This is a genomic window from Variovorax sp. OK212, assembly GCF_900112425.1.
Lineage (GTDB): Bacteria > Pseudomonadota > Gammaproteobacteria > Burkholderiales > Burkholderiaceae_C > Variovorax.
On sequence record NZ_FOLP01000016.1, the window covers coordinates 1 to 23485 of the forward strand.

Consider the following 23485-nt stretch of genomic DNA (forward strand, 5'->3'; position numbering starts at 1 on the left):
CCGATCTTCGGTGCAATCGATTCGATCGCCGCCCACAGCGACGGGTACTCCCCGCGGTGCTCCTGCACCATCCTCACCGCGCGCTCACGCACCTCGGGTGAGAACTTGTTCGACTTCTTCATGGCTCAATCCTCTCAGAGTGTTGAGCCTCCACAAAATCCGGGGCGATTCAGGTAGCGCTCATGCCTACCGAGCGGCGGGCTTTGTCTTGGAGTGTTTGTCTAAGGCGAGGAATCCCAAGGAAGACACGAAGGGACCGATGTCGTCAGCTTTGACTGAACTTACTTTGGCGAGGACTGCATACCAGTCCTTCCTTGACTCCGACCGAGCAAAGTCGCCGGTGCCCAAGATTGAGGACAAGGACCGTCAGGCTGTATTGACGCAGGTCAAAGCACAGCTCTCCCTTGTAGGGTTCGGAGAGCTTAGTTCCGAAGGCGCAGTCGCAAAGGCGAACATTGGTGCCATAGATGGGCTCGGGAGATTCATATCGAAGTGGCCCGACTGCGGTGGACTTGTGAAGAACCCCGTTAGCCTTATCAACCTTTTGGAGGCCAAAATTTTGCTTGAAAGAACGAGTCAACTGGCTGAGGCCGTTTGGGCAGATTGACCATCGGTTGCCTACAGGCATTGATGCGGTCGCCCGACTTATGCGCGAAGTCATCTTTGCGCATTGAGTCTTAGCGCCACGCACACCGACTTGCGCCATAAAGTACCGGCAATGATTGCCGCAGAACTGCTGCCCGAGGTCAGGCACCCATCCGAATGCCGTTCGGGAGCCGCGAGCCAATTTTTTGCATTGCGCGCAGGCGCGCTCTGGCACTCCTCTTCTGACGTCGTCGCTCGCCTTGCACTGCGCCTCTTTTCTGATGACGTGAGCATATTGACTCAGGCTCGGTCGGTGGCCATTGCTGCCGATGTAGACGAGTTCTCGATACTGCGTTGACGCTGTCGTCAAGGTGCCGGCTTCCAGCAAAAGGCATACGGCACGCTACGAACGGCGTGCGGCTGCAAGACCTCTCTGCTACCGTCCGCAATGAGCACCGCTCCCGTCGCTACCTCTCCTAGAAAGCGGTCTCGCCGCCAGACTTGCCCCCAGCAAGGACCATGACGACGTGCCGCCTTCGGCCAACTGAAAGGCGTACAGCGCCAGAGGCAAACGGGGTGACTTGCATGGCCTGAAGCTCGGAAAGTAGCGCCCTGAAGCCCCCTTCCTCCGCGGGAGATTCCGCAGCGTGGGTAACTGGTTCCGAGTCGACGGTTAGGGCTTGGTCCCATACGACCCGGCGAATAAAGAATCTCCTGCCCTCTTGGATGATGGACCAAGAGGCGGACGGCTTGAACGACGGGTACACCCACACACGCAATAGCCTCATGCACTTCCTCTAAGCGAGGGCTGGGTATGCTTCCGGCGCTTCGAGCAGGGCCAACGCACGCTCGTACTGAAGAACACTCATCTGATTTCTTGGGAACGTGGTTCGTGAAGGTCTGGTCCTGACTGCAAGGCGATGATGCTAGCCACTGCGAACACCCATGGTGCTCCGCAGCCTGCCAAGGTCCGGCGCATCGGACTCGACGAAGAAGAGGCCCTCGGTATCACCCGTGACGTTGTCGGCAATGCCGATGACGAACTCGCGGACGAATGTCGAGCTCAGCATCGCTCAGTGCCCGACAACGCACTCAACGTCTCTAAACCATCCTTCAGGCTCGCCGCCTGGGTCTACCAGTGCCAAGTTGATGCCCAGCTCCCAGTCGGGCAAGTCGTCAGGGTGGCTGCCAGACACATCTGTTTTCTGATTTACCGCAGGCGGCCTTGAAGTGACCCAGTCTGGCGCAGCGGCAAGCTCGAAAAGCCTTTCCTCGATAGGCGCGGCGACGTCCTCTAGGCCAGAGCCGTCTACATACGCATACAGGGCGTGGGCTGCATGGTCCTACCGGAAGGTCCGGTTGTGGCGGACTGTGCGCGACCTACTACAGAGCAGCCAAGTCGTTCGGACCTATGTACTCAAAGCTAATCTCATTTGTAGCTCCCGTGGCTGACGCAATGGACAGGCCAACAGCGGCCCGATTAAACGCATAGCCAATCTTGCCGACCTCCTTGAAGTCTGCGGTGTAAATCGCATCTTCCTTGCCGAGTCCGCCGCCCAATTTAAGTGGAGTGCCTGGCGGCATGGGCACACCGTGCCAAGTAACAGGACCCGTGTATATGGTCGCCGACCAAGGCATCGTGTATCCGCTACCGTGGGGCGCGGTGAAGTCGACCCACAACTCATGTGATTCCACCGTAGGCCAACTAGGGTTATCACGTTGCGCCTTTACTTCTGGGGATGCAAGCCAAGCCCTCATCCCAGCCGGTGAATCGAAATCGGCTGCCGTGATGGCGACTGCGTGGATAGCGCCTAGCCGAGACGCAAAACCGGCTTTGATGAGAGTGGATGCAGCTCCCGATAGAGTTCCCGTTTCTATCGCTGCCACCGCACGCGCATTTCCATAGTTGGCGACGGTAACATCGTCTGAGAACAGGTCTTGATGCACCTCTGCCCGCACCCGTACAGCCTCCATGGCCCACGGAAGATTATAGATAAAGGCGCCTTCAATCAAGGAGACCGAATCATCCGGACCATCGCCGCCGATGTATGGCACTGGCACCCCTCGAAGCCATAACTCCAAAATATGTTTCCAGTTCCCAGGGAGCTTTTTCGGGCTGAAGGGCGGGATTTCGAAGACGATATCTGCAAATCCGATGATGGCCTGAATTGCGATTTCGACCTCTCCTTCGTCCGCGGCCAAATTCGCTTGCAATAGTAAATACTCAAGTTCTTCCGCTTTGCTATCGAGTGCTTGGCCGGAAGCCAGGCCTACGCCCGCGAGGAAATAACCGCGACGTTGCAAGGCGGTAGAATTGGACCATATAAATTTCACCCGCGCCTTCAATCCGCCAATCAAGAGACTTTGCATTAGGCCGTCTTGACGCGTAATTCGCCGCATGAAAAGCGAGGATGCCAGCACTTTGTCCAGCGTCGCCTCAATGTCTTCGTCTGCGACTTGGGCGTCACCGAGCAGGCTAAAGATAGTCGTATCTAGACTCGTCAGGTGGCGCGGCCACTCCGCAGCCGACTCGTCTGCTCGCCATCCGGTCTCGGAGCGAAGGAACGGAAAATCCCATCCCCCTTGGCCGGCAACGTAGTCAAGCACGGCGCTCACGTCAGAAGCATCCAGTTTTCTCGCTATTCGCACGAGTAGTGACTGGAGTAGTTGCAGAATGCCGCTTTCCATCTCTCGGCCCTTCTTACTCGCGATAAGACTTGACCATGCGGTGCGACGTTTCTCCTGATTATCGAACATGGGATATAGCACCAACCCCTCAATGTCGATGTATGCACGCCCAGCGCGACCCACGACGTTCCGGAACTCAGAGACGTCAATCGTGGCGCCCTTTCGCGCGTGACCGTGAAACACCAAACTCGTTGCAGCAAGGTTCAATCCTTGTGCAAGGGTCGGAGAAGAAACCGTAAGCTTCAACACTCCGTCTCGTAGCAGACGCTCTATCTCTTTTCTGAATGAGGTCGGTAGTTCTCCGTGATGCACCGCAACTCCCATGCGCAGGCACTTGAGAATCTCGTGGTCCGGTCCGAACCACTCGACACCAACTGCGAGGGCGGAGGTCAGGTCTTCTGCAGGCGGGGCCAGCATTGGCACGATGAGACCTTGTTGAATCATCTCGAGAATGCGTCGAGCGAAGGGTACAACCGACACCCGGAGCGGACAGAAGACCAAGACTGACTGGCCCTCCTCAATCAATCTCCAGGCACTGAGAATACACAAGTCAGTCTGAGATGCTGGGTAGACCTTTGCATTTTTATTGGCGGTCAAGGTCTTACCGACAACAAATTTCGAGACGAAAGGGTGCTCATCCCCGACCACGATTTTGAGCTGGGCGAGGTTACTGACTGGATTCCAGTCAACCTCCCCAAATCGCAGGCGAGTAGGACGCCAGTCGTTCTTAATGAGCCCATCTTTACGGTCGGACGTGAGCCATGCAGTGAAATCTACTAGCTGGTCGCCGTCTGGCAAAATAGCCGAGAGGCAAACAATCCGCCTGCTGGCAGCATCAGCACGCCGCAGAAGACGTTGAATCTGCGCCTCATACCTGACCTCACGTTCACCAAGACCAATCATATGGCCCTCGTCTAAGACAACCAGTCCGATGTCATCCAGCAGCTCGGGGTCGCTTCGAAGTGCGAAGTCCAACTTCTCGGGCGTAGAAACCACAATGTCCTGGGACTTGAGCGCATCCACATCGCTCGAGCTTGCGCCGATACTGCCGTACAGGCTTGACACAGTCTTACCCAGCGGTCCGAAAGTCCGCCGTAGCGACCCTTCGGTCTGCGCCGACAACGCCCGAAGCGGGGTCACAAAGACCACTCTCTTTCCACGTGCAAGACAGGCCAAGATGCACAACTCCGCAATGCGTGTCTTTCCTGCGCTAGTCGGCAATGAAAGCACCAGATTGGCATCAAATTCGAGCACGCGCTTCGCCGCATCTATCTGTGAAGGCCAGAGTTCAATCTCTGCTCGACGACGACGCATGAGCGACGCGATGAGCAGCTTGCGCAGGTGCACCCATTCGCCCACATCTGCGCCGGCTGGCCCCTGAATTGGTAGGAGCACATGGAAGCTACTTGCCCAAAGCCCGTCAACAATATGAACTGCCAGCCGGTGAGTCCACCATTGACTGACTAGGTTCAACTCTCCTGCAACGGACAGGCCTTCTCGCAAACGTGCCTGGGCTTGCAATATCAGAGACTGCTCCCCTCGCTCCAAGGCGAGCAGCGTCTGGGACATTGCAGATAGGAAGTTTCCCTCTAATGCCAGCGTCATGGCCTCGACTACACCGCCCTCTCTGTCGTTTTGCTCGTCGACTTCTGCGTCGATACTTATGCTCAATGCCGCGATGAGGCTGCTGTCCGAGCCTACGCCGGATTCGAACCAGTTCGACACCGCAGCATTTACTCCTTCAAGGTCTCGCAACATGAGTTGGGCCAAGCAGCGCTCGACAACGGACAAGTTCGACTGCCCCAGCCCTTCAAACAGCATCGAGTAGGCGCGTGCCGAGTAGCGGCCAAGGTGATAAGCGCCGCCTGCTATCAGACGGTGAAAGTCGCGATTTTCGTCAACCTCGCCACGTGATACCACTGCCTCAATGGACTCGGCGGCTACCTCAAACGCCACTCTCGCGAGTGAGAAATTGCCTCCTAGGTCTACGTATCTCAGCCCATGCAGCAGCAGCGAATACCCAAAAGACAGTAGGTCCTCGGATAGTTCCGGGCTGAAGTGTGGAGCGTCGATGGGCAGTAGCCCAGCTCGCCAAATCATTCCGCGGGCCTGGCCTCGCGCGAGCAGCTTCTGCCGAAACCCCGGCGTGACGGCGGCCTCAATGTTCGCCTGCAGCTCTTCGAGTGTGGTTGCCATTAGACCTCCACAGCCGCGAACACAGAGGTGATGAAGGCCTGATGGTCTTCGACACGAATGCCAACATAGTGCTGTGCCGACCCGCCCGAATAACCTGCAAGGTTTGTGGTCAGCGTCATAGTTGCATCGTTGCCAGAGAACGTGAAGAGCATGTGAGTGACATGCGCGGCTTTTAGGCCCCGCTTCATCTGAGCATCATCCAACGCATCTCGGAGAGGTTTGTCCACCGCCGCTTCAAGCCTGTCAGCCACAAAACTCATAGCATGGGGCGAAGGAAGCTCGCCAAACGCCGATAGTGCTTCACGAGCCTTGTCGACCACGCCGGCTTGCACTTTGACGCCGCTTTTGGCTTCAGCCTTAAGAACCTTGAGCCCGGTCGCGCCCTCCCCGAGGTCGAACGCCAACACATCGTCCCCGCGCATGGACATATTGCGATGGTCCTTCCAACGAAGGCGCTTGATGCCAAGCTTAAAAGAAGTGTTCTCATGGATGAAAGTCGTGCACAGGATTTCCCCCAGGTCGCCCGACTTAATTTGTTTGGAGGTCGGCAGCTTCTCTGCCACGTATGTTGCGACTTTTTCGCGCCCTAAGCGTGTGAGAAGGTCAGCTAGGCGACCAGGCATCAGATAGTGGTCCGGGACAACCTCAGCGACGATGTCCACAGCTGCTCCCAGCTTCGCTGCGTCAGCCGTCAAAATCTGCAATTTATGGTGCGCAGCAGGTATATCAGCTTGTGTGCACCACTCGGCGAATCGAGTCATACGGGACCTCCTCTTTTCCCCTAGTATCTACTAGCGTCTGATACGGTGCGGGAAATGCAGCAGTTCCGATTTAAGTCGGTCCCTCTCAACGCTCTAAAATCCATGTGCCTACGAGCACCACGTAGGGCCAACTTTCAGTTGACTCACGCCAAGTTGTGCCTTTGTTTTTATGGAAGTCAGGTGAGGGAAATTCCGTGTCGTTGAAACAGCGCACGGAAAAAGTCAGCAGCGAGCAGAGAAGGTTCGGGTCCTTGCAACTCCGCTCCACCGAACCGATACACCTCGTACCCGGCGAGCCTTAGCTCGCGGTCTCCCTTAGCCATTCGCGCATATGTTTTAGGGGCAGCCCGACCTAAGTCGTCAGCGTAATGTTGTGCGCCATCTACTTCGAGCACAACCCTTGCTCCCCCAGGCAAGAGCATGAGAAAGTCCATGCGGTGAGTCAACAGCGCAGCGGCTCCTCGACTAACCACCGTCTTCGGGTCCCAATGGAGCCAAACTTCTGGCAGCAGTGCAGGCAGTCGAGGAACGGACTCGCCAAACGTTTTGAAAAACGTCCTGAAGAGCAGCCGCTGTGGCGGCGACGAGACCGGCAGGCACTGCTGTAGTCGACGAAGCAAGGTTTGCCGAGCCTTCTGGACATTCGTTTCGCCGGTGGTCTCACTCCACCAGCGCTGAAGCTCGCTCCACCGCAGACCGTCTGCTCCTAGAGGACGGTCATAAACCAAGACCGCGTCTGGGTTCGACGCAATCTCGATTTCATTGTCGATTGCGTCACTGAGTCGAATATCAGGTTTTGTCGATGATGCAAAAATAAGGTTCTTCGGCCGCCCCCTCGGCGACCTGAGGGACACAACGGTGAAAATCGGGTACCCACCGTCGGTCGAGGTTTGCCTGAGCTCAGCTCCTGCGGCCTGCAACATAGGATTCACAACCTTAACGAAGCGTTCCTGGGCGTTTGCGTCAACCTGCACGTCCGCTGATGCGAACTTTTCCAGCAGCATGACAAATCTTCTATTCGGCAGGTCGAAGGCCCGCAGCTTCTCGAACAGAAGTTCGACGTCGGCGTCTTCCGGATTTCGCACAAAGTGACGGTGTGCGAACTCCAGCACATCATCACTGTGACCAGAAAACCTGTACTCCTGAAGGATGAAAACGTCTTTTAAGGCTTGCGAAAAGTGCTCCCAGTGCGCGAATAGCTCTATTTGGGTCAGCGAACGCGCAATGTCTCGACGGCTTCGCTTTGGTATATCTATGAGTGGCAGGTGAGCCCAAAGAGCATCTTGCACATGGTTGCGCAACTCACCGCGGACGCTGCGTTGGTCGACTAATCTCTGAGCAAAGGCAGGTATGTCAGAGTCAGGAAGAGCATCGAACGCGGCATGCAGCCGACCACGCTTGTCGCCCCCCTCGGGCGGCACGGGTAAGCCCATCGCAGCGCATAGGTCCGGCATCGTGCTATTGGTGCAAGCATCCTTCATATCTCCCACCACCGGACGTAGAAGCCGCCTCAAGTTCTCCGAGGTATTCATTCGACAGGATGATGCCTTACTTGGACCGCGAGCGAGGGAACCATTATCCGCGGGGTTGGGTTTGCTGATAGGAACCTCTTGGCACATTGGTTGCAGCAGAACGGGCGCCTGCGGCTTTTGCCATTCTTCCTTGATGGGAAATATCTGGGCTCCACCCAAGCGACAGCGGTGTCCTCGAACCAAGGTTTTGGAAATGACGATAAAACACGGAAGTTTTTTCTCCGTCCGTCAACAACATCATGTTCCAAAACACCTCAACCATCTAGCTTGACAGCACGCGGAGCTGCCGGGAAAAATGAACACTCTCGCTCTTATAAGTAAGCGCGAGACCTCTATTTTCTCACTCAGAGGAGCGGGCACGTCTATCTTAGGCATCGGGTCGGTAGCTGGCTTTGAGCGGGAAGTGCGGCCCAAAGAGCAAGAACTAGCACTGGCACTGGCACTGGCACTGCGACTACGTTTGACATCTAAAGCAGAGCGAGGTGCAGGTGGGACTCTGTATTGCGGGCATCGTAGGAAATGTCTGCATCTGGCCAACCGTCAGTGGACATCGAGCGTCGGCGGCGCAGTGTTAGCGAGGTTCTTCCTAGGGATGTCAGCGTTGAACTCGGCAGGGTAAACGAAACGATTTAGCGACTTTGCATGTTCCAGGTAGCTGTGCTAGAAGCGCCGCATCTTGTTCGGTATCTCTTAAGAAAACTTCATTTGCAGCGCGACCATTTTTGCCACGTCCCGCTTGACCCAAAAGTCTTTGCCAACGGAGACTCCATGCCTTCGAGGGATGCCCGCTTCGCATCGTCCCGTTGCCCGATGGCGTCCAGCACGTAGCAATCGAGAAGCCTCAAGAGGGGGTTGTTGACGTAGCGGGCGACCGCTGCTCCTAGAAAATCTGACCGCTTTCTGACTTTAGATGCGGTAGCAAGAAATCAGCTACCCGTCTGCCAGCAGCACCTTCTTTGGTACTCAGATGCGCGCCGCGCGCCTCGCCTGCCGAGAATCGCACGATGTGTTTACAGTCTAGCGGGACTTGCCAAACATCTACCTGCCGCATTGCCACCAGCATAGAGTGGCCGTCCCGAGCTTGTGGCACAAGCGCACCTACGCATTCACGCGCCAGCGCGCAGGACCGCAACCTCGCTAAGTACTTGCCTGGCACGTCTAGGCGGACTGAGTGGTAGGGAAGCATCTCAATGGCGCAGATATTCTTCGCCAGAAACTTTCGGACTTGTGCGTGCGAGTGACCTGAACGCTCGCATAGCTGAAGAAGTAGATGTTTAAGCTTGCGCTCCCAAAACGCGTTTCCAGAGTGCCAAGCGCAGCGCGGGTCCAAGGGAAAGAACGGATATTCCGTCTGTGCGAAGTCCTGCCGAAGGTTGGATAGCAGCCTCTGTCGAAATCCATCCGCCTCGTACTCGGCGTAGTAATCGGTTGCCGACAGCCCAGGGTTTAGTAGCAGAAAGTAGACTTTGGCGCGACGAACGTCACCAACAAACGGCAAAGGCACGAGCCCAGTGTGAATAGGCGCGCGCTTGTCCCAAGGGTCGAACTGCTCCTGGCAGTCTCGCCAACCGCCCCAGCGCACCACGCGTTGAGCTCCGGCAAGCTCGCTTAGGAGCGTTCGGTCCTCTGGCAGGCTCTGGTCCGGGCTGGCCGCACCAACGGTCTCAGCCCAGTCTTTCCAAGTGCGAAGAAATACGTCCATCCGGTCTCCTTGCAGGCGGCAATACGTGCTAAATCAGATTGTGCTTAGTTGAAAGCGCTCAATTCAAACGACCGCCATTGACGAATCCGCAAGTTTCGAAAGAGCGCAATGCTCGCCGCCAACGTTCTTGAGCGGCCGATTCAAGGCATCTCAACTGCCAAGATGCGGTGAGGAGCCTCCGGTCGCGGATGAAGCGCCCCAAGAAGTTGCACAAACTCGCCCCCCAATGCCTTTAACTCGGCTTCGTGGTTCTTGGCGGAAGACAACTGGCTCCAGAACTTTCCCGAGTTCCAGCCCAGGATTCGTTCATCCCCTCCACCAGTCTGCGTGAAGAAGCCCCAAAACCAGAGGTCGTCCCACGTGAGCATCTGCTCGGCCGAGTACTCACGTCGCATTCCACGGTTAACGTTGTCGATGCGGGGGCAGGCATGCCCGAGTTCTCGAAGGATGCACAGGATGACGCGGTCCACGGGCAAGAAGGGCTTGCTTTCAAGGAAAGGGGCAAGCGCTGGCGTGGCGTCAGGCCAGAAGTGCAATGCCATGCGGCCCCGGTGAAGTTTGATGGTCGCCTTCACGAAGAGTGCAGTCGTCTTAATCCCCCAGCCCGGATGCGCATTTAGGGCCCTAAACAACGCTTCCCACTTTCCGCTAACGGGCCGCCGCCGCGCCAGGGCCTCTCCCTTCCTCCTAGCCACCTCCTCTGCTTGTTGAGTTAAGTACTCGGTGAATGAACTCATGGAGGAGGTTTGCTCCGCGGTGGCGCGATGAAGTGCCTCCCAAAATGGTTTGAGTTCGTCCATATCGGGGCCCGATTGCGTGTTGACATTCAAATGCAGGAAGCGGACCAGCCTGTCGTGGCCCGAGACGCAGCCCGCGAGGCAGCGCATGTACTCACGCTCTTGGAACTCCTTGTTCCACTCTTTGTTTCGGTCGAGGAAGGCGAAGAGCGCCTCCACGCGCATGTGCTTCCAGTCGAAACTGTCTTTCTTGCGCTCTATTTTTGGCTTTTTGGTCATGAGGCGGTACAAAAGGCATTGCCGTCGATGACGTGTTCCAACCAACCGCCACCAACTCTTGGCATCACTCCAGTGATTTAATCATTAGACCTTGAATGTAATTTCTCGAACTCCAATCCAAAAAGTCAAACCAACGAGCCAACAACCCAGGCCAAGAATTATATAAGAAAATTGCGCTTGCGCCACGCCTCCGAAGTAATTCATAAGCCACAAACCGAATGCAAGGCCTGCAATCCAATATAACTTTCCGGTAATAAAAATCAATACGGCGTAAAAAAGAAAACGCACTTTTGCTCGATACTTATTACCAGCCCGCAAGCATCGATGGCTTACTGCCAGCACGATTAGAAGAGCGAGCGCAGGCAAAACGAACTTGGTTGAAGCCAAAATTGTTATTGGCTTTGAAAGCCAAAAAGGGACCTCACTCATTTCGCTAATTAGGCCCATTTTGGAAAGACCAATCGCAATGAGCGCCAACAACACCAATGCCGACGCGTGCACAATCAATCTAAGAACATGTTTTTATTTTTGCTAGCCATAGACCCTCTGATGGAAACTGAAATTATGCCAGCAGTTGACGCATCGGCGCCGTCTCTCACTTGAGAGAAGCAATAACTGGCAGGAACGACAAAATGGTTTGAAGACTGGTAGGGCCGGGCTCGTACGATACGCACGCTAAACAATTGAGGTCACAGCGGTGAACTTAGGTGTTGGGTCAGCCCTGAAGAATCAAGGGAAAACCCCAATATTAAGCCTAGACATCTAGCCAAATGTGCCCCCGACGTGATGCGCACACGCAACGAATGTCGCCGCGAGCCAGCACTCCCACATATCTCTTCTAAAATATGCGTAACGCGTGCAGGCGAATAATAATCACCATTGCAGTTACTGCTGCAATGGTGATTAAATAAATTCCATTTGAAGAGGGAGAAATTTAGTGGCCGCAGTGATACTTCATTTAAGCGACATTCACATCCGGTCTGAAAGAGATTGGATTTTAGGAAAGGCTGATGAAATTGGTGCCTGCCTCTTTGCATACCTTCCCTCTGCATCAGCCATCTTCATAGTTGTCTCCGGCGATATCGCTTGGAGCGGCACGAAAACAGAATATGACGCAGCTGAGGTGCTCTTTCGCGCTCTCGAGAACGTCATAAAGATGGAGCGCAACATTCCGATTCACTTCGTCGTTGCCCCAGGCAATCACGACTGTGACTTCTCCATGAATAACAAAACTCGTCAGTTGGTGCTGCAGGGGATTCGCAGCGCCCCGAGCGAAATCGATGACAGCATCATCGATACTGCGTGCGCTATTCAATCTTCGTTTCGTGAATTTTCCGAGCGACTGGAATCGCTTGGCGAAACGCGAGTGGGCGACAAGCTTTGGGTTGCTCATCGCTTTACGGTCGAGAATAAAGAAATCGTTTTCGACGTTCTAAACGTTTCTTGGTGCTCTCAGTTGCGTGAGGAGCCGGGAAGTCTAGTGTTCCCACACGGACGCTATGTCAAGTATCTCGACGAGCACGTTGACCTGCGCGTCAATGTGATTCATCACCCGCTCAACTGGTTCAGCCAAGGCGTTTACCACGAGTTCAAGCAGTTGCTGCGCAGCCTCTCAAACATCGCGTTGTCAGGGCATGAGCATGTCGGAGGCGTCGGGGAAGACACGGGCTCCTCCACCGGACATAGCGCCTATGTTGAAGGTTGCGTACTCCAAGATGAGAAACGGCCGACGACGTCATCCTTCAATGTCGTTGAGCTGAATCTCGACGACGGAACCTACCGGTCGACGCGGTATCTCTGGGACATTCCGAACGATAGCTACACCAGTACCGAAGAAGGCTCATGGGCTGACTTTCGCAGTATCCCGAAGAAGACGCAGAGCCGCTTTCCGCTGACTAACACTTTTCGACAGCTTATTACGGACCCGGGGGCAGCCTTCCAAACGGCGAAGGGCTCGGCAATCAAGCTCGCAGACTTGTACATCTATCCGGACATGCAGGAGCTTCTCGAGAAGACGGAAATCAAGCGCATCTTAAGTACCTCCTTGCTCCAGGATTTCACACGGTCCGAGAACGGGGTTCTGCTATCAGGCGAGGAGAAGGTCGGAGCGACCAGCCTGTTGTACATGCTTCAGGCTCGCTTTCACGACCAAGGGCTCCTACCTGTCTATGTTCGAGGCGCCGACATCAAGGGCACCAGCGATAAAGACTTCGAGAACGCCGTTCGCAGGGCAGTTACCGAGCAATACGGTGAAGGATTGCTTCAAAAGTTCTTGCAGACGCCCAACACCAAGAAAATTCTTCTGCTGGACGACCTTGACGATAGCCCGGTACGCGCTGCAGCCTACCGTGCAAAGCTACTGCTTACGGCGAAAGCCCATTTCAAATATTTTCTCGTCACGGTTAGCGAACTGTTTGACTTCAAGGCATCTGTGGCGCCACATGCCGACGGCGCATTGGCGGACGTTCGCGAGTACCGAATCATGCCTTTCGGTTACACCTTAAGGGCGCATTTGATTCGGCAATGGGTTCACCGAACATCCAATGACGGTTCCTTGGACGAGGCAAAAATGCTTGCCAAATGCGACCAAGCCGAACGCTTACTGGATTCGGTAATGTCGCGAAACATTGTGCCATCTTTGCCTCTGTATCTCTTGACCCTACTGCAAAGCATCGACACCGGTGTCTCAGGGGGGTTCGAAGAAAGTGGCCTCGGTGAGTACTACGACTTCCTCATCAAAGAAGGCTTGAAATCGTCCGGAGTGGCAAAGCGTGACTGGGGCAAGGTCATCGAATACTGTACGCATCTAGCATGGGTGATGCATGCCACGGAGCACAAGGAATTGTCGTTCGAGGAGATGCGCACATTCAACAAGCGCTATTCCGATGAAGAAGTGCGCGTGGAGCTGGAGCCGCGGCTTCGAGCCTTAGTGCAAGCCCGAATTCTCTCCGAGAGTGGAGGATACTATCGCTTCCGATATCACTATATTTACTACTTCCTCAAGGGCAAGTACTTATCCGGCCGTCTCGACGACCTGGCCATTCTTGCGCACATCAAAGAGTGCTGCGCGCATCTGTATGTCCGTGAGAATGCGAACACTGTGCTCTTCCTCGCGCATCATGCCTTTGATGACCCAGTCTTCCTCGGCTGCGTCCTAGAGGCGGTGAACAGTCCGTTCAGGGCAGTCTCTCCAATTGAGTTTCGCAACGGCGACACCGCAGCAATTGGAGAGTTCGTACGTGACCTACCGGCACTGAAGTACACCGGCGAGCAACCTGAAGAGGTGCGTAAGCGAGTGAATCAGCAGCGCGATGAAATGGATGACAGCTCTGACGGACTCGCCGACTGCAAGCAAGACGACGCGGACCGCGATTTCATCCCCCAGATGGTTGCACTTCTAAAAACGGTTGAAATTTTGGGACAGATTCTCAAAAACCAGATTGCTAGCGTCGGCAGGGCAAAGCGCGTTGAGCTTCTCCAGATGCTATTGAAAGGGCCGCTGCGGGCCGTTCGAGCGTACTTCGCGACCTTCATGGCGGACCGTGAGCAAGCGCAACGTGAGCTTATGGAGCTCATCCGCCAAAGAAAGGGAGACCAAGACCCTGAGAAAATGAAAAAGGATGCCGCTCAACTACTAGCTCAACTCATGCAGATGTCTTCCTTCGGTTTTATTGCTAAGGCCGTAACATCAATCAGCTCCGATGACCTACTCGAAGACATCGATGCAGCGGCAAAGGCAATCAACACCCCCGCTGCCAAGCTGATAGCAGTAGGCGTGCGCCTGGATTCGCCTCGAGACCTTCCCCGCAATGAGATGCGAACATTGCTAGTAGATGTAGAGAAAGACTTCATCGCGATGCGCGTGCTTCAGATGCTTACCCTTAGACGTCTCTACATGTTCCGGACTACAGAGCAGGACAAGCAGTGGTTAGACAGTCAGAAAGTACTGGGCTTAAAGATGCAGCATGCGGTCGATTTGAGATATCGTGAGAAAAAGAAGTTGCCTTCCACTAGGTAGGATGGCTTCCACTCCGCGGCCAAACAACCAACCAATCAACCAAGAAAATCTACGCACCCAATGTCGTCCCTTACGCGCCTTCTAAGCATCGCAACTCTCGCCTCTAGCTCTCGTACGTCGACACTTGGTGAGCTCGCTGACAAGGTAGAACAGGACCAGCTCGATTCTGTTGCCCCTCCGGAGTTTCTCGCCGCCGATGGAGAGAAGAACGACAGTGAAGTTGAGGGCGTCAACGACCATCCGACTTGACCTAGCCGCCCCGCGAGGCGAACAACTTGAGGCCGTATTGCCCTCGGCGTCAAGGCGACTCCGCGTGAGGTACTTGCGTCTCCTGGAGTGCAGACAGAGCGGTGCCGCTGCATTTGATTTCCGCCCTCATCGTGCCTCTCAACGGATATGAGTTTGGGCTGAACTCGAGCATACATTCACCTACATCCGAAGCGATTTTCTTCCCTGGCGGATGTGTGAAGGTCGGGCGATGGACTGCCATTGGCGCGCGAATCCACCGATTCGGCGAGAAGCGCTTGGGTCAAGTGTTGGCAGCAGTTTGCGAGCCTTATTCCGTGCATATTCGAATGGCTAGTCTCTTGGTGAGGCGAGGATTGACTTCAGGACTAGAAACCCGACCGGGGCAAAGCTCCAACGCTTGTCTGCGACCGCTACGCGCGCTGGCTGCCGAAGCGCTTTCGAGTGAAACTGCATCGCGGAAAGGTGCTGCATCCCAGAAACTGTCCGTAAGGGCCCCTGCGGGCGACGAGGAATCCGCTGCCACACGTCGGACAAACCTCGGCGTCGTCCGCCGAGCCATCTGCATTGGCAATTTCGAGCTTTTGGTCCCTCACAAGCTCAGTGATGAAGGCTGACTCCTTGTGAGCAATGGTGATTAGCGTCGCAGTCGAACGTGCCCGCGTCAGGGCAACGTAGAAAAGCCGGCGCTCTTCGGCGTACTCGTAGGAATCCTCGCCGGGCATCGCCAGTTGTAGCACTGGGTCGTCAGCAACTCGACTCGGAAAGCCGAGCGTCTCGGACGTCATGCGTGGAATGATGATGTGGTCCGCCTCTAGCCCCTTCGATGAGTGGACCGTGATGAACTCCACATCCACCCACTGTCGACTACGAATCGCCAGCACGTGCTCCGAGTCTTTGCGGTAACGACCAAGAACGTAGACCTTTTCCCGGCTTCCGTTTTGCTCAGCCCCGTGCGAGATTTCGCCGATGCGTTTCTCGATAGCGGAGCGGATGTGGTGCTCGCTCTTGACCCGGATGATGCGGACCGGCTTATCGATGTCCGGTTTCGGCGAGCGAACGGCTTTCGAAATTTGGCGGGGGTTTTTACGCACGAAGGTGCTGCTGATTTCGCAAAGCGAAGGTGGGCAGCGGAACGTTGTCTCCAGCCGCAAAGTGGTCGCCTTGCCGAATCGCTGCTCAAAGTCCGTCATGACGCCGAGGTCCGCACCTGCGAATCGATTGATGCTCTGCCAGTCGTCCCCAACGGCGAACAGGTACTTGTCTTGGCCGCGCATGAGACCTGCCATCAAGCGAGCTCGCGCTTGGCTTGCATCCTGAAACTCGTCGACCATCACCAGTTCGAATGGGCTGGTCCAGCGACCGCTCTCAATGCAGTCGGTTGCGAGATTGAGCATGTCCTCAAAGTCGATGCTCTGCGTAGCCTGGAGCTTTTCCTCCCAAGCGGCCGATAGCTTCTCAAACAGGCGAAGAAACATCTCGTGCCGGAAGCGAAAGCTACCAGCCGTTCCGGCTTGCAAGCGACCTCTCAAATCCGACGCGGATAGGCGATTGCTCTTCGCATGGGTTAGGAACGACCGGAACGTACGGACCAGTCTGGGATTCTCGATGGGCTTGCGACCGGCGACTTCTCTGTCTGGATTCGGGTCGAGACTGATACCGCGCTTTGTGAGCTCCGAACAGAGATACGCGAATGCCTTGCCTGACCACAGGTCTGCCATCGTGGTCTCGAGAAGCGTCGTGCCACAGTCGGCATGCAGCTTGCGCTTCCAATCCATTCCCGCCTTGTACCCAGCAAACTCCGCGGGGGGCTCCCCCTTCTCGTCCAACGCCCAATGTTCGAGATAGGCGTTGGCATCAGGCAGGAAGAAGTCCGGCTTGTACTGCCTATGGGTCGCCGTGGCCGTGTCGTGCACGTAGGAGCCCTCATAAACATAGCGCACACCGTTGTAGAACAGCCAATTTGCGATGACTAGTTCGCCCCGGCTTTTGACCACCTCGTTGTTGAGTGTCCAGAAACCTCCGCGCTTCTGTTCGCCGTCCCATGAGTCTGGACTTTCCTGCTCCTTGCCGAACTTCGGTAGGTCCTGCCCGAAGACAACGCGAAACATATCCCAGGAAGTTCGGAACTCGGCGTCGCTGTCCTTCAAAGTGTCGGCCATCTGCAGGAGCGACTCCAAATCTTGGCCGTTGTCCAGCCAAGCGGCGAGGGACGGCCGCTTGCCGGTGGCCGTGCCAATGATGTCTAGGCCGAACGCATGGAAGGTCTTGGCAACGACCTTGTCCACGGGCAGTCCAAGCGGCGCCAGTCTGTCCTGAATGCGCTGGCGTAGTTCGACCGCCGCATCTGCATTGAACGCAAGGAGCAAGAGCCGGTCTGCAGAAAAGTAGCCATGCTTGAGGGCATAGCCGGCTTTCGCGACCATGGTCGATGTCTTCCCGGAGCCGGCGGAAGCGACGAGCAGCACCCTGCTATCAAAGCAGACGACTGCGTCACGCTGTTCTGTCGTCAAAGGGGACCTTTCGACGGAGTCGAAATAGACGTGGTCGCCCTCCGCCGCCTGAGTTGCCTGCCACTTGTTGATGTCGGAAACCACATCAAAAAACGGTCGCCGCCACAGCGCTACAGCTTCCTTGACGGAATCAGACTGCCGGGCAAGGTGCTCCCTGACAGCGTCGTGTTCGAGGACCTTGGCTAGTTCCAGCGGCTTGAGGGCGTCGACGCGCAACATGAACTCACGGCTGAGCCAGCCACGGCGGCGAATCTGAGCTTTGCAGGCGTCGACGGCCTGGTGCGCCCATTCCCCGACCGGCCGCACGAGTTGTGCAAAACGCTCGACAAGCCGTGCAGCCTCAGCGCGCCGACGCTTTTCCAAGAGGGCTGCATCGATGGCAGCCTTCAGCCCAAGCCCCCGAGAATTGGGAATTCCGTCAAGTTTCAGGACGTCGCCATTGGCGCCAGTCACCCGGAAAGCTGCCCAGAACGCCCCGGTCTTCACACTGCAGTTCTCGAGTTGAGCAAGGCCGCCGGTCAATTTTCTGTCTTGGACCGTGAGTTCAAACTGGTCTCCATGCAGTACAAGGGTCCAGGGTGGTGACGCGGTGAAAAGGCTTCCCGCCTTCGTGGAGCTCCAACGCTGCTTCACTGATTGCGCTTCTCGAATCGGGTAGCGAACATCACAGCCCGACGTAGTAGCGAGCCTGCCTGAACGGCGCTTTCGCTTAAGGGAGCGCTGAATAACAGGAACAGCATTGGGAGTTTCTGAGGCGGAGACAAAGCAATCCTGGGGATTGTATAAAGGCGCTGCAACACGATGCCATATGCCTCAACCCTCATTTCCGCACCCCGATATCAGCGCCATGACCTCCGGAGAGCTCTGGGCTCACCGCGAAGCGTTGGAAGCAGCGGCGGCATCGTTGCTTGGGCGCATGCTGTTCGAGTTCTCGCGCATTGATGTCAACCTTGGACTTTGCCTCGTTTGGGTCGACGGCGGTGCAAATCTGGAGAGCCTGACGCCGAAAGTCGATGCCTTGTCGTTTCACAGCAAGCTGGGTGAGCTCGCCAAACATGCGGCGCGGAAGCTACCGGCCGGCTCGAAACGCCGGGCAGCATACGACAGCTGGATTGAGCGCATGCACGTCGCCAGAATCCAGAGAAATCAGCTCGTCCACGGGCGATGGGGCATTGAGCCGCGCCGCAGCAAAGTCGTAAACGTCATCGGCCTGCCTACCGGCGACGGACAGCAGGTGGTGGAGTATTCAATCGATGAGCTGTCTTCGGTCAATGAAGAGCTGCAGTCGTTGTTACGCGAGCTCGGGAGGCTAAGAACCCATTGGCCGTTGTAAGGGGCTCAATGAAAAATTTGGCTTGGTGTAGGCGCCCATGAGCCATGGCTCAATGGAGCATCCATGTTTTGGGCACGAATGCACTTGGCTTCGTGTCACCATGGCCGAAGGCTTAACCTGTTAGCCAAGTCTCCGCTTCAGCAGCCCATTTCTTCGTCGCCATCGCGGTTCCAAGAACCCGGAGGGCCGTACCGCCGACTCCGCCCAGGCCGCCGATGGGACTGGAACTCGACGCCCCAACAACCTCGGCATGCTCCATGTCCATTGAGTAATCGAACAGAACGTGAGTTTCCGGGCTGCTTGGAACCCGCCAGAGTCTGCGCAGAAGGCTTCCTCGCATATCAAGCTGCGCGGCAAATCACTTCGACCTGCAATTGACTTGCGACGAGTGATAGCAGCACCTCGGCTTATTGATGCGCCATTGCCGAAAATCCGCCACCAAAAAGTAGCGATAACAGCATTCAGCAGTTCAACTAAAGAAGAACCTCCTTGGCCACTCGCGCCAGGGGCGCACGATGCATGAATTCTAGAAGTACGCGCCGCGCGCAGTTGCGATTCGGAAGAGAGGACATGATGAAACATTCCACGCTTCTTCGCACCACCGGCGTTTCGGAGTCCTACCGCCCCAAGGAGGTCGACGCATCTCAGACTCCTTTTCGCCTTTGACTAAGCCTTTCAACTCTTGAAGCCTACCTGCGTCGTTTCTCGGGAGCTGAGCAGACGCCTGCCGAGCGCAGCGCGCCTTAAGAGTAATGATAGGAAAACTCCGCATGGCCACTCGCTTAGCGTAGCTCGAACGTGGAAGTTTTCCCTTTCTTACTTTCCCGAGGCCGAAAACTAGGGCCATTTTGGTGAAAGTTTCCACGTAGCTTTCGCCTTACGTGGAAACTTTCACTCTTTTATTCGACTACCGAGTCTCGGCAGCTACGCTTCACGCGAGCCTTTGGTGAACGTGAAAAATCCTCGCCTACGCCGGTACGACTGCAGAACCTTGGCATGCACGAGCTTAGCAAGCGCAACGGTGATGTCGCGTCCGAGCTGCTCGGGGTCACGCCCCCACATCGTCGCCAAGTCGCGAATCTGAATCAAGTCGACCTTGGTTGAATAGATTAAATCGGCGAGCGCAGTCTGGATGCCGTCTGCCAAACGCCGTCGTTGTCGCATCGGGATGTAGGTGCGGCCCAGAGTATTCAACGCTTGGGCGAGCCGCCAGTCCATTCGAACCGAAAACTTACGACCTCGCCACGAGGCGTCCGAGATAAGGCCGAAAACGTATCCCGAATCCCTTTCATAGAGCGCGACGGTGATGGTGGCAGCCCTCAGATTTGTGAGCGAGGTTCGCAGGCGGTTGACGTTGGCCGAACACAGGTCTCTGCCCATCGCCTCGAGAATCTCAGCGGCGGTGAAGTGGCACTCACAGTCACCTTGACGCCCGGAAGCTTGCTCCAGTAGCGCGAGCAATACTCGCTTATCAAACTGGTCAAGCCGCGGCCCCATGTACTTCACCGTCTCCCCGGTAGCTTGTACGTCCAAGCTGTCATGACAATAAATGGGAAATCGGAGACTACCTTCACCGCTTGCTGTGCCAACAGCGAATACGTCAGAGCGCAGTAAATGAGAAATCATTTGGCTAAACCCCGGCTTCAGCACCTGAAACGCCCTTGCGGCATCTTCTTCTTTCTGCGCACGAACTGCCTCTCGCTCGCGCCAGGACAGCCGTCTACTGGCGTCCAGGTCTAGTCGCAGCTTGGTCGCGTCGCTGGCCGATAGAGGGTCGCGACCGGACAGCACAGCCGCGAGTACCGATGCTGCGTCTACCTGACCTTCAATTTCGCTCTCCGGCGCACGAGCATCAGTCGCCTTAGTCACACTGCGCCCCGTATGCGCCCGCAAGACCATGAACCTTCAAGGGTGGTTTCTCGCGCAACGACTTTGCAGCATCAGGTATGCACATCGCTGCAGACGGTCGCCCCACTGCCAGCCATCGGCCCACCTCCGCTTGTCTCCAGCGCAGCAGTCGCGTACCCGGCAACTCGAGGCGGGGCGGCAAGGAGTCCGGATTCCGGCGAAGTCGCCGCTTGATTGTGGCCGGACTCCGTTTGAGCAACGTTGCCAGCTCATATAGGTCGAGAAGGAAATTCATTGAATGTTAGATGCGCACGTGGGCTGCGGCCTTCAAACAATGCGTCCTCGACCGTCTCCCGAGCTGAGAGAGATGTCTAGAAGGTACGTTTATGCACAGCGCGGAAGACGCCCGGTGGCCCCCATCCTCCTCAAACACCCGACCTCATTTCGTTTCCCAAGAGATGCGACTCAGGCGCACATCGGCCCGAGAACGAGACGTCTACTCCTCAGGAATTCACCTGATGCGGTTGAACGGAGCGACGCCAAGAATCTCTACCCCCAACTGGCCCGCTTCACTCATAGGAGGTGCCTCTGAACCCAACAATTCGAGCACGCGGCTAGGCGGAGGGCCGTCGCCAACGACGCGCCGGCCCGCTGGACCGGCCTTGCGTAGCCCGCATGTCGGACGAGCGACTACCGTAGATGCTTCGGTTTAGACGGCCGCGGCAGGCCTTCTCTAAAACGTTGCCAGCTACCGCCGCGGCCGTGCTATGGCGCTCCCGAGGCGTTCTCGCCTTTGCCTCCGTATCGATACTGCGGGTACAAACTGCAGTTCAAGCAGTAGACGCATAGGTCTTTGCGTCGGTTCAAGAACGCTCCCTTCCCTCCTCGCACATGCATTCGCGAATAACTCATACCACTGCGCAAACATCTCATGGAAACTCCTGATGCTGTTTCCAACAGCGAGTTGAAGAATCGCGTCCCCAATCAGGGCGGTCCCGATTGGCAGGAGCGTCCAGGTGGATTCGACAGGCAGGTTTGGACAAGCGAAGTCCCTACGCCTCGGCTTCATCGCTGATGACATCCTGCACAGAGGCGCCGCGGATTGGCTTTCTCGTTCTGCTCACTTGCTGAAGGAGGTGCCTCTCTGAATCCGCGAATTCCAACCTTCTAGCCCGCGCCGGTCGTTCGACGGCGCCCGCCCCCAAAAGCATGTCGCTTCAGAGCAGCTATCAACCGCTGCGGGCGGAGCTATGGCCATCGTTTTATACGGAGCCTCTATGTCAATCTGGAAAGTGGAATCGATAGAAAACGAACCGTCCCTTCGCCTTCGTGACTGGCGGGTGTACGAGGTGCTCGGGGTCTACGGCGACGAGCCGTCGAGGCACTTTGTCGCGACGCAGTTCGGCAGCCAATCTGGGCGCGTGTCCTCGGGCATCGCGACGTACGACAGCGCTGCTCGCAAGGGGGTCACCCAAAGCGGCCGCGTCTATGAACTCGTTGGCCGGTCGGGGTGGAGTTCGGACGGCGAGTACGTTTGGAACGCCTACTGCCGCCTCAACAGTGCGCGGGGCGTGAGGGACGTCACCGCTTCCCTGGTCGCGTCCCCGTAGACCTCCCGCCCGCGCAAAGGCTCTCCTACAACCGTAAGCGAGGCCGACCTTGCTACCAAACGGCCTATAGAGCCCGCCCACCTGATGCGCTTTAGACGAGCGACGCTGTCCCTACACGGAAGAGTCCGCACGAGCGGCGGCATAGCCAACCCAAGGAAATCAAATGAAACACAGGCCAAATTTCAGTTCCGGCACCTTCAGCCCGCAAGACCGTTCCCTCCAACAACCGCTCGATGCGTTCCGCCTCCGAACCGTGGGTTTGCCAGCCGAGTCCCTTCCACCCGACGGCATCCCGCCCGGTGGGACATCCTCGGGAACGAACGATTCACGCGCCTTGCACATCGTCATTGTCCGTTGCCCGTACTCGTTGCTCATCTTGGGTCACCTCTTGTGCGACGACAACGACATCCTGGCCACTGTCCAAGCGCTGCGCCGCCTGCCAGGTAGACCCCTTATTGAAGTCGACCGGACGTCGCTTGACCTCTTTGTGAAGCGAGGTGCGTGATGGGACGCAAGGCAACCGTTTGGACCCAAGAAAAGGTCTTCGCGCGCAAGCGCGATGGTCACGGGCAAGGCACGCACTCGAGCTACAAGCCGTGGCTCACCGTCCGAGACTTCTCCTCCATCGGCACGACGACTCGGCTTTTCAGCCCGAAGCTCGGGCGAACGGTGACCTTGTTCTCAAACATCGAAAGGAACGCGTTCCTGTGGTTCGAATCGTTAAGGACCTTCTTCGACTACTTTGACCAGAAGCCCGTCCCCCTCGAGGTGAGCATGCAGATTGCCGACGAACTCGGCATTAACCACCCGTACATGCTCAAAACGCGAGAGCCTGCCATCGTGACCCTTGACGGGGTACTGATGCAGTCTGATGGTCGAGAGCGCCATATTGACTGTAAGCCGCTTGCGGAGCTCAAGAACAAGCGCACCATGGAGAAGCTGGCCCTCCGGCGTGAATATGCCCGTCGTGTCGGCGCGGAATATATCCTGGTCACAGAGGAGACCATCCCTCGCGTGGTCGTGCACAACCTCCAGTGGATTCGGATGGCTGCGGTGCGAGGCTCCTGGAGCGAAAACCTTGGCGGCAGCGTCGATGAGGACATGACCTCAGAGTTTCATCGCGCACTCAGTCATGCGTCAGAGCACGAACCAGCGGAGAGGCTCCTGCAATTTCTCGAACGGTTTGATAGGCAATTCGGTTGCGCCTGCGGCGCGGCCAACTGGGCGCTGCGTCGGCTCCTTTGGTCTCACCAGGCAAGGTTTGACCTCACCACGTCGTTCCGTTCTCTCCTCGTCGGACCGCTTGGGACCCTTTCTCTCGCGACCCCCGACGCTTGCCTATCGGCCGCCGCTGAAAGGCCGCCCGGACCCGCATCCGGGGTGCTCTCGCAACGGCCGGCTAGCGCGAGTGCAGCACCCCAAATCCACGGGTGATTC

General features: G+C 56.5%; 13 protein-coding genes and 1 pseudogene. 5 read left to right on the forward strand and 9 right to left on the reverse strand.

The genetic code is table 11. The features are described from left to right. A pseudogene (locus BM004_RS40915) lies at positions 1-122 on the reverse strand (IS3 family transposase); the annotation flags it as partial. Positions 123-259: 137 nt separating this feature from the next. On the opposite strand from BM004_RS40915, the gene BM004_RS41600 reads away from it, so the two are divergent. Both BM004_RS41600 and BM004_RS40920 read left to right on the forward strand, forming a co-directional pair. Continuing rightward, positions 260-607, forward strand: a complete 348-nt coding sequence (locus BM004_RS41600) for a hypothetical protein (protein ID WP_177238194.1) — start codon at positions 260-262, stop codon at positions 605-607. A 111-nt stretch (positions 608-718) separates the two neighbouring features. Next, positions 719-943 (forward strand): hypothetical protein, encoded by a 225-nt coding sequence (locus tag BM004_RS40920; RefSeq protein WP_143072568.1) that lies wholly within the window; start codon positions 719-721, stop codon positions 941-943. A 568-nt stretch (positions 944-1511) separates the two neighbouring features. On the opposite strand, the gene BM004_RS41605 is transcribed toward BM004_RS40920, so the two are convergent. The 6 genes from BM004_RS41605 to BM004_RS40925 all read right to left on the reverse strand — a co-directional run bounded on the left by BM004_RS41605 (position 1512) and on the right by BM004_RS40925 (position 10963). After that, entirely contained in the window at positions 1512-1655 is a 144-nt protein-coding gene (locus BM004_RS41605) for a hypothetical protein (protein ID WP_177206655.1), read from the reverse strand. A 313-nt stretch (positions 1656-1968) separates the two neighbouring features. Then, a complete protein-coding gene (locus BM004_RS30665; protein WP_093219011.1) occupies positions 1969-5469 on the reverse strand; it encodes a DEAD/DEAH box helicase in 3501 nt (1166 codons plus the stop codon). Then, complete coding sequence (locus BM004_RS30670) at positions 5469-6230, reverse strand: Hachiman antiphage defense system protein HamA (protein WP_093219012.1); 762 nt, start codon at positions 6228-6230, stop codon at positions 5469-5471. Before BM004_RS30670 ends, BM004_RS30665 begins: the two co-directional genes overlap by 1 nt. Before the next feature lie 176 nt (positions 6231-6406). Further along, entirely contained in the window at positions 6407-7762 is a 1356-nt protein-coding gene (locus tag BM004_RS30675) for an AbiJ-related protein (protein ID WP_093219014.1), read from the reverse strand. Positions 7763-9604: 1842 nt separating this feature from the next. Continuing rightward, positions 9605-10480, reverse strand: a complete 876-nt coding sequence (locus BM004_RS30680) for a hypothetical protein (RefSeq protein ID WP_093334565.1) — start codon at positions 10478-10480, stop codon at positions 9605-9607. Positions 10481-10564: 84 nt separating this feature from the next. Then, positions 10565-10963, reverse strand: coding sequence for a hypothetical protein (locus BM004_RS40925; protein ID WP_143072569.1), 399 nt, complete (start codon positions 10961-10963; stop codon positions 10565-10567). 454 nt (positions 10964-11417) lie between these two features. On the opposite strand from BM004_RS40925, the gene BM004_RS30685 reads away from it, so the two are divergent. Next, on the forward strand, positions 11418-14498 hold the full coding sequence (locus BM004_RS30685; RefSeq protein ID WP_093219017.1) for a metallophosphoesterase family protein: 3081 nt from the start codon (positions 11418-11420) through the stop codon (positions 14496-14498). A 659-nt stretch (positions 14499-15157) separates the two neighbouring features. On the opposite strand, the gene BM004_RS30690 is transcribed toward BM004_RS30685, so the two are convergent. Beyond that, complete coding sequence (locus BM004_RS30690; RefSeq protein WP_093219019.1) at positions 15158-17890, reverse strand: UvrD-helicase domain-containing protein; 2733 nt, start codon at positions 17888-17890, stop codon at positions 15158-15160. Between the two features lie 214 nt (positions 17891-18104). Here BM004_RS30690 and BM004_RS30695 point away from each other — a divergent pair, with 214 nt between their 5' ends. Further along, complete coding sequence (locus BM004_RS30695; protein WP_093219020.1) at positions 18105-18590, forward strand: hypothetical protein; 486 nt, start codon at positions 18105-18107, stop codon at positions 18588-18590. A 924-nt stretch (positions 18591-19514) separates the two neighbouring features. Here BM004_RS30695 and BM004_RS40930 read toward each other — a convergent pair. Continuing rightward, positions 19515-20489, reverse strand: a complete 975-nt coding sequence (locus BM004_RS40930; RefSeq protein ID WP_177206656.1) for a replication initiation protein — start codon at positions 20487-20489, stop codon at positions 19515-19517. Positions 20490-22552: 2063 nt separating this feature from the next. Here BM004_RS40930 and BM004_RS30715 point away from each other — a divergent pair. Next, positions 22553-23482, forward strand: coding sequence for a TnsA endonuclease N-terminal domain-containing protein (locus BM004_RS30715; protein WP_093219026.1), 930 nt, complete (start codon positions 22553-22555; stop codon positions 23480-23482). Positions 23483-23485: the final 3 nt, after the last annotated feature.

What these genes read in the sequence shown, in the direction of transcription:
- BM004_RS41600 (WP_177238194.1), top strand. Translation starts at nt 260, where the DNA reads ATGTCGTCAGCTTTGACTGAACTTACTTTGGCGAGGACTGCATACCAG.
- BM004_RS40920 (WP_143072568.1), top strand. Translation starts at nt 719, where the DNA reads ATGATTGCCGCAGAACTGCTGCCCGAGGTCAGGCACCCATCCGAATGC.
- BM004_RS41605 (WP_177206655.1), bottom strand. Translation starts at nt 1,655, where the DNA reads ATGCTGAGCTCGACATTCGTCCGCGAGTTCGTCATCGGCATTGCCGAC.
- BM004_RS30665 (WP_093219011.1), bottom strand. Translation starts at nt 5,469, where the DNA reads ATGGCAACCACACTCGAAGAGCTGCAGGCGAACATTGAGGCCGCCGTC.
- BM004_RS30670 (WP_093219012.1), bottom strand. Translation starts at nt 6,230, where the DNA reads ATGACTCGATTCGCCGAGTGGTGCACACAAGCTGATATACCTGCTGCG.
- BM004_RS30675 (WP_093219014.1), bottom strand. Translation starts at nt 7,762, where the DNA reads ATGAATACCTCGGAGAACTTGAGGCGGCTTCTACGTCCGGTGGTGGGA.
- BM004_RS30680 (WP_093334565.1), bottom strand. Translation starts at nt 10,480, where the DNA reads ATGACCAAAAAGCCAAAAATAGAGCGCAAGAAAGACAGTTTCGACTGG.
- BM004_RS30695 (WP_093219020.1), top strand. Translation starts at nt 18,105, where the DNA reads ATGACCTCCGGAGAGCTCTGGGCTCACCGCGAAGCGTTGGAAGCAGCG.
- BM004_RS40930 (WP_177206656.1), bottom strand. Translation starts at nt 20,489, where the DNA reads ATGGTCTTGCGGGCGCATACGGGGCGCAGTGTGACTAAGGCGACTGAT.
- BM004_RS30715 (WP_093219026.1), top strand. Translation starts at nt 22,553, where the DNA reads ATGGGACGCAAGGCAACCGTTTGGACCCAAGAAAAGGTCTTCGCGCGC.